Source organism: Streptomyces sp. NPDC033136, from assembly GCF_055578235.1.
In genome coordinates this window covers 9,141-16,083 of record NZ_JBVIPD010000044.1, presented here as the reverse complement: position 1 = coordinate 16,083, position 6,943 = coordinate 9,141, and the positions used below count along the sequence as shown (strand labels likewise).

Genomic DNA, 6,943 nt, shown 5'->3' with positions numbered 1-6,943 from the left:
CCCCCCGGAGCGGGTACCCCTGCGCTGCGCGCAGGGCAGGGGCACGGCCCCGCTGCGCGGGGGCGAGTGACGGAGCGTCACCGTGCCCGCTGCGCGGGCACGTTCGGCCACTGCGCGGCCGTGCCCCTCTCCGCTTACGCTCCGAGGGGCTCGCCTGCCCTGCGGGCAGGCGGCACGGTCCGCTGCGCTCCCCGTGCGAATGCTGCGCTGCGCTGCACATTCCGACCCCGGTCCCCGGGGCCTGGCGGTCCGCTCGCTGCGCTCGGGACCGAGCCCGCTACGCGGGCGGCTGGCTACGAGGGAGGGTGGCCGGGGGTGTCCTCAACCGTGGCCGGTGGTCCCGGGGTTGGGCACGGGGAGTGATGCAGCATGTAGCGTTGGCAGATCCGGGCCACCCACTGCATCACTCTGCGGGCCTGTGTAGCGTTTGGGACCCCGGACCACCACCCCCGGAGAGATTCGGCCCGTGCTCGGGGCGCAGCACCACCGGGCCTGAACTGCACGGACCTTGGCCCGGGGCGTTCCGGGGCACGGGGCGAGGGTGGCCTCGGGCTCGAACTGACGGGCCGTCAGGGTATCGGGGCGAATACCGGGGGTCGCAACAAAGCCCGAACCGGGGAATGATGACCCTGCATCAAAAACCCGGGCGAGACAAACTCTGGAACCAGCACATGGCACCAACCCAAAACCCGGAAAAGGCGCGGAAATCCACGGACGGAATACGCCAACAAAACCCGCGACTTCCCACCCCATTCCACAATGCGGGCCGAAAAGGGGCGCGGAAAGCAGCGTTTGGGCGCAGCACCGAACCGCCGCCCGCCCTCTGTCCGGCCGTGCGAATACTGCGCGGACACCCTGCCCCGACCGCGCGCGCCGTGCCGGCCGTGGAGGAGGGTGGCTGGAGGTCGGGCTGCGCCGCCGCCAGGGCGACCGTGTCGGCCGCGCTCAGGCCCTCGTGGCCCGTCCCGGCCGGGGTGTTGTCGCGTTCGACCTCACCACGGGGAGCAGCCGGGCGCACCGCAGGTCACAGAGCACCTGCCGCACCGACAACCCGACCCACACGACAGGCCGCGCAACAGCAAGGGACACCCCTCCACGGGGGCCCGTGCAAATACTGCGCTGCCGCACGACCGGCGTGCCCTTGTGACGGCACGGCCTTGAGGCATGCGGATCGACAAGGGGTGCTCACCTGGGGAACAGGCGGACGACAAGGGGGGTGCTTGCCCCTGGCTCGCAGGGCGCGCGAGAGTCAGGCGCGACAACGCCGAGGGAGTCGAGACACGGACACCACAGATGCCGCTGCGCTCAGGGAAGGGTCCCGGAAGCCTGTGGGAAAAGTCTTTCGGTCAGAAGTTCACGATCATGGACTCTTCGGCCCCTTAGCTCATGCCCGGCTCCGAGGCCGCGCCCGTACGAGGAAGGGGGGATCTCCCTGATGGACCCGACCACGACCGTCATCACCATCGGCTCGATCGTCATCGCCAAGGCCTGCGCGCTGTTGGGACTCTGGCTGCGCCTGCGCTGGCGGGCGCGGCGTGAACAGCAGCGGCACCGGTACCTTCTCGGGGTCACCGAGACCGTGGCCCGGGACGGCCTGGTGGAGCTGGACGCCCAGGACGTCGACGGCCACCGCCTGCGTGTGAAGATCACCCGCACTCCGGTTCCAGGGGAGGGCCAGGCAGCGTGAGCGCCCACGACCCGTCAGACGGCACCGACCGGCCGACGGCCACACCTGCACCACCCGACCGACGCGACCGCGCCCGGCAGCAGACGGACGAGGAGTTCTCCGCCTTCTACCGCGCGACCATCCGCCCTCTGACCGGCTTCCTGATCAACCACGGCGCCGGCGTGCAGGCGGCCGCGGACATCGCCCAGGAGACCATGACCGACGCCTACCGGGGATGGGACCGCATCACCCACCCGAAGGCATGGGTCTACAAGGCAGCCTCCCGCGCGCTCGTGCGCAAGGTCGCCTCCGTCGAAGAACTCGTCGAGGACGTCCCCGAACCCACCTCCCTGGTGCCCCGCCCCGACGCCATCGCGGAATGGGAAGCCCGGCACGACACGCTGCCCCTGCTGCGCAGCCTGCCGATGAAACAGCGCCAAGTCATGGCCTGGACCCTGGCCGACTTCACCCCCACCGACATCGCCGACCACCTCGGCCTGCCGGCCGAGAACGTACGCGCCAACCTGAAGAAAGCCCGCCGCACCGCCGCCGCCTACCTCAAGGCACGGGAGGAGGAACAGTGACCCACCACCCCGCCAACGACCCCCACGACCAGACCGTGGACCACTGGCTCACCCAGCACCAGCACGCCCTGACCAACGCCCTCGACAACCTCCTCGATGTCGAAGCCGGCCTGCGTGAGACCCTCCTCCACTCCCACCACGACACCGCCACAGACAACCTCGACACCGTCCTCGACACCGAAGCCGGCCTCGCCGCCATCCTGCCCGCCACCCCCCAAACCCCCGCGGCCGGCGCACCCGACACACCACACGACCACACCGACACCGGGGAACTCCTCCGCACGATCAGCCCCACAGACCGCATGACCCTGCGCAACCACCCCGCCGTCAAAGCAGCCAGTCAAGCCCTCACCCGCGACCTCAACCGCGCCCAAGCCCTCGACCGCGTCCTTGACCTCAACCTTGACCTCAACCGCGTCCTCGACCTCGTCCTCGACCTCGTCCTCGACCGCGACCTCGACCCCGCCGTTGTCCTCGACCGCGCCCTCGCCCTCGACCGCGTCCGCGACCTCGCCCTCGGCCGCGACCGCGACCTCGCCGTCGTCCTCGACCTCGCCCGCACCCGCGCCATCGACCTCGCCGTAGTCCTCGACCGCGCCCTCGACCGCGCTCGCACCAGCACCAGCACCAGCACCATCGCCCGCGCCCGCGACCTCGCCCGCGTCCTCGCCCGCACCCTCGACCTCGACCTCAACCGCGTCCTCGACCTCGGCCGCGCCATCGGCCGCGCCGTCGACCTCGACCACGCCCTCGTCGATGTGCGTACTGCCGAGGTCTGCCAGGCCATCGGCCTGGCACTCCGCCGGGAGCCACCCGCGCTCGACAAGGACTCCCTGCACACGCTCCTGGACGACTTCACCACCGCCGACCTGAGCGACGCCGACCTGACCAGCACGGACCTCAGCGGAGTCCGCTGGTCGGAACACGGCACACAATGGCCACCAGTCATCGACATCGAAGACCTCAAGAACCAATCCGACGAAACCCCACCCGGCAGCGGAACCTGGACCATCCGCTCCGGCACCGCAACCATCCGCGACCTCGCCGAACTATGAACCCCCTGATGACACTCCACGTACGCGTGCGTCGCACGCGTGGTTCCGCGCCCGCGAGGCACTTCCGCGGCCGTGATGATGAGGGTCGATGTTGCGGGCGTGCGCGGTGGTCAGACGCGGCGGGACCACCAGGGCCGCCGCTCGCCTTGCTCCTGGTGGTGGCCCGGGCCGGCGGTTGCCGTCTCGGGCCCGGCCAGGGCAGGCATCGGGACGGCCCGGCCGTGCAAATGCTGCGCGGACACCACCACGGCTCGCTACGGGGTCCGTAGGGTGTCGCGCATGCTGATTGCCAGCCTGAAGCCCAGGACGATGGGCGGTACGACGAACACGGGCCTGTTGGCCTATGCCCTGGCACGGGCTGGCCACCCCGTGACCTGCTACGACGCGGACGAGTCGCTGCAACTGAAGGCGTGGGCGCGTGATGCCGGCGACTTCCCGTGCGAGGTGCACGTGGCGGACACCCCGGCGTTCGCCGAGGTCGTCTACCCCGAGATGGACCACGACCGGGTCAACGTGGTGGATGCCGGGCATGCCGAGAACCACCCGGACATCGTGGACTCGATCCTCGAAGTGGTCGATCTCGTGATCGTGACGCTCTCCCCGACGAACCCGGACTACGAGCGGCTGACCAGGCCCGAGCGGGGCACGCCGCTCGCCAAGGTGATCAAGCGGTCCGCCGCGCTGCGCGAGAGCGGGAAGCCGCCGACGACGTACGTGCTGCTGAATCGCTGCCAGGCCGGGGCGGCCAGCCCGAAGAAGTACGCGGACCTGCTGACGAACGGTGGCGAGAACGGCACCGACCCGCGCTGGACGGTCCTGTCCACGCAGATCCCGAGGCGGGAGGGCATCGCGTCCGCGGTCGGCTTCCCCTGTGACAAGCCGGAGCGCAAGGCGCCGTACGACGCCCTGGTCACCGAGCTGACCAAGCTCGGGCACCTGCCCGAGGCGAGGTGGCGCCCGTGACCGCCCTCGGCAAGCGGGACCGGGCGCGCGCCTTCGTCCCCGAGCTGATCCCCGAGCCGCAGGACCTCGACCGCACCGGGCCGCTGGACGCGAAGGAGCAGCAGCAGCTCGACCGCATCCATGCCGCCCGCGACCACCACCAGGCCGCGAAGTGGATGCGGGGCAAGGCCCTCGATGCCGCGTTCCGCCGAAGCCTGTACCGGGGTGAGGACGGGCAGCGCACCCGGCAGCAGTACCTCGATGACGAGTGGGACGGCATCAGCGAGTCCGCCGCCTACCGCGAGATCGGCGAGTGGCCGCTGGCCAAGGCGATTACCGACGCCTTGGAACGTCCGGCCCCGGACTCCCACGTCCGCGCCCTGGTCGACGTCGCCGACAAGCAGGGCCACGAGGCGGTGGCCCGCTGGTACGCCGAGCTGCGCCGCCACGGCCAGCAGGCCGGGCACCGGGTCACCGCGGAGGTGGTGGCCAACCTCGCCGACTTCCTGCGCGAGGGAACCGAGCCGGAGCGCCTGGAGGCGCTGTTCGTCCCCCGCCAGCTCCCGCCCGCCCGCAAGCCCGCCCCGGCCAAGCGCGCCGGGCACGGGGCCGGCGAGGCGGTCACGGGCACGGTCGTCGCCCACGGCCAGGAGCAGCCCGGCGGCTCATTCCCAAATTTGGGAATGAGCGCCGACGGTCACGGCACCGGCCCGGCCGGGGAGGCGGGGCGGTGGGTGCTGAGCGCGGAGCACGTCGACCGGCTCAGCACCTGGATCGCGGACGGGGCGGGCAAGGCGAAGATCAGTCCCGAGCGCGCCGCGGACCTTCTCGTGGAAGCCCTCACCGACGACACCTTCCAGCACTGGATCGGCACTCGCGCCTGGACGTAGCGCAGCCACGGACCGTACACAACTGCGGGCGGCACCCCGACTGATTGGGGGGCCGCCCGCGCGTTCACCTGCTGAGCCGCCGCAGGGGGTGCGTGACAGAGCGCGCAGGCCAGGTCGAGGCAGCCCACGCCACGTTGAAGAGCCCGCGCTGGAAGGCGCGGGCTCTTCAACGTGGCGTAAACGAAATACGCCAAATTCGGCACGCGCGCCGTCAAACACGAGTGCCTTGAAGTCTCCTGGCTCCGGAGTGGCTTCGCGCTCCACGTTGCGGGTGGCGCAAGCAGTGCCACAGCACTGTTGGACGGCTTCGGCCGACTCCGGACGAAGTTGGACACCCGGCGTCCGCTTGCCCCAGGTCGGCGAGACTCATTGACTCGATCGATCGAGTCGGTTGCCCTCTCCGCTGTGGACGCTTATGGACACTCGTGGACACCTGTGGACGATTTTGATCTCGGAATCCCCGAAAGGAGTACGGCCTGACCAGGTACTTCCTGGACGACGGCGCGAGCGGGCAAGGAAAGAGACTCTTGCCATTGCGCGCGCAGGCGCTCCATGCTCTAGGTGTCGGCATACCGCCGAGGAGGTCCGTCAACCTCCCCGCCCGCTGGACTCCTGGCTCTGGAGGAAGTTTTGTCAACGCGTCACATGTACCTTCTGCCGCGCTCCCCGCGCTGCTCATGCTCGGGCGGTGCTGCATGAGTGACCGGGTACGGCTCGCAGGTCAGCTGATCGAAGCTCGACTCAGCGTCAGCCTCTCCATGCACCAGGTCGGCGACCTCTCCGGCATCGCCGCTTCGTCGATCAGCCGGTTCGAGGACGCACAGCGTCTGCCGAGCGAGTCCACGCTTCTGACGCTCGTGAACGCGTTGCAGGGCGCCGGTGCCGACCTCTCGTGGGACCTCATGCGAGAGATCCATGATCGGGCGAGGAGGGAGCCAGAGAAGGAACTCCGAAACAACGTCCGTCCCGTCCGGATTGAGACCGGCGAACCTGACGTGGTGGAGGTCAGGAGTATCCACGAGTACGTGGAAGCTCTCCGGGAGCTCCACGTGTGGGCGGGTAAGCCGTCGATGCGTGACCTGGCACGGCGCTCCCGTGGCTATGCCGGCAAAAGCACGTTCAGCAAGATGCTGAACGATGACAGGCTCCCGCGGTTCGACACCCTCCAAGCCTTCCTAGAGGCCTGTGGTTCGCAGTACCGGGACCCCTGGATCCGGAAATGGCGTCAACTGGCCCGGACCCAGGACCCCACCACGATCGCGCGGCGGACGGCATGAACATTCTCGCCGCCACGCTGCCCAACTTCCTGGGTGGCCTGGCCGTCCTCATCGTGGGCAGTGCCCTCACCTGGGTACTTGCCCGGCGGGCGAATCGCCCGCGCCAGTACACCCTGCTCAACAGTGCAGCCCCCGATGGGAGTCCGGTTGTGCACCTCACCACCCGGCGAGCGGGGACCGTCATTCGTCGCGACGTAGGGCGAGGACCGGAACGGTTCGAGCTGACCAAGGTACAGCTGCCTGACGGCACGTATGCGGCCGAGCCCATCGACCGGTACGTCGTCTGATCGGTCGGTCGCGACTGGGGGCGGCACCCCGGCTGATGGAGGTGCCGCCCGCGTGTTCAACATGCTGACCTGCCGTGGTCGGGGTGGGGGGCGAGTCTGGTCCGGCACACAGAAGGCGAGCGGGGGGGGGGGGCAGGGGGGGGGGGGGCCCCCCCCCCCCCTCCCCCTCCCTTTCCCAACCACCCCCCCGAGGGGTGGAGGTGGCCCCGTGGTTGCCCCCCCCTCCCAACCCCCCCCCCCCC

Annotated in this window: 7 protein-coding genes; all 7 read left to right on the top strand. The window is 70.1% G+C overall.

The annotated features are described in order from the left end of the window. Positions 1 to 1,435: 1,435 nt before the first annotated feature. The 7 genes from ACZ5TL_RS38995 to ACZ5TL_RS38965 all read left to right on the top strand — a co-directional run bounded on the left by ACZ5TL_RS38995 (position 1,436) and on the right by ACZ5TL_RS38965 (position 6,701). On the top strand, positions 1,436 to 1,687 hold the full coding sequence (locus ACZ5TL_RS38995; RefSeq protein WP_468595520.1) for a hypothetical protein: 252 nt from the start codon (positions 1,436 to 1,438) through the stop codon (positions 1,685 to 1,687). Further along, the gene (locus tag ACZ5TL_RS38990; protein ID WP_468595519.1) at positions 1,684 to 2,250 is read left to right on the top strand and encodes an RNA polymerase sigma factor; all 567 of its coding nucleotides are present in this window, start codon (positions 1,684 to 1,686) and stop codon (positions 2,248 to 2,250) included. Before ACZ5TL_RS38995 ends, ACZ5TL_RS38990 begins: the two co-directional genes overlap by 4 nt. Continuing rightward, complete coding sequence (locus tag ACZ5TL_RS38985; RefSeq protein ID WP_468595518.1) at positions 2,247 to 3,305, top strand: hypothetical protein; 1,059 nt, start codon at positions 2,247 to 2,249, stop codon at positions 3,303 to 3,305. Before ACZ5TL_RS38990 ends, ACZ5TL_RS38985 begins: the two co-directional genes overlap by 4 nt. A gap of 279 nt (positions 3,306 to 3,584) precedes the next feature. Then, entirely contained in the window at positions 3,585 to 4,268 is a 684-nt protein-coding gene (locus tag ACZ5TL_RS38980; RefSeq protein WP_468595517.1) for a ParA family protein, read from the top strand. Then, complete coding sequence (locus tag ACZ5TL_RS38975) at positions 4,265 to 5,137, top strand: hypothetical protein (RefSeq protein ID WP_468595516.1); 873 nt, start codon at positions 4,265 to 4,267, stop codon at positions 5,135 to 5,137. The genes ACZ5TL_RS38980 and ACZ5TL_RS38975 overlap by 4 nt, the downstream gene beginning before the upstream one ends. Positions 5,138 to 5,832: 695 nt before the next feature. Further along, positions 5,833 to 6,414 (top strand): helix-turn-helix domain-containing protein, encoded by a 582-nt coding sequence (locus ACZ5TL_RS38970; protein ID WP_468595515.1) that lies wholly within the window; start codon positions 5,833 to 5,835, stop codon positions 6,412 to 6,414. Beyond that, entirely contained in the window at positions 6,411 to 6,701 is a 291-nt protein-coding gene (locus tag ACZ5TL_RS38965) for a hypothetical protein (RefSeq protein ID WP_468595514.1), read from the top strand. The genes ACZ5TL_RS38970 and ACZ5TL_RS38965 overlap by 4 nt, the downstream gene beginning before the upstream one ends. Positions 6,702 to 6,943 lie beyond the last annotated feature (242 nt).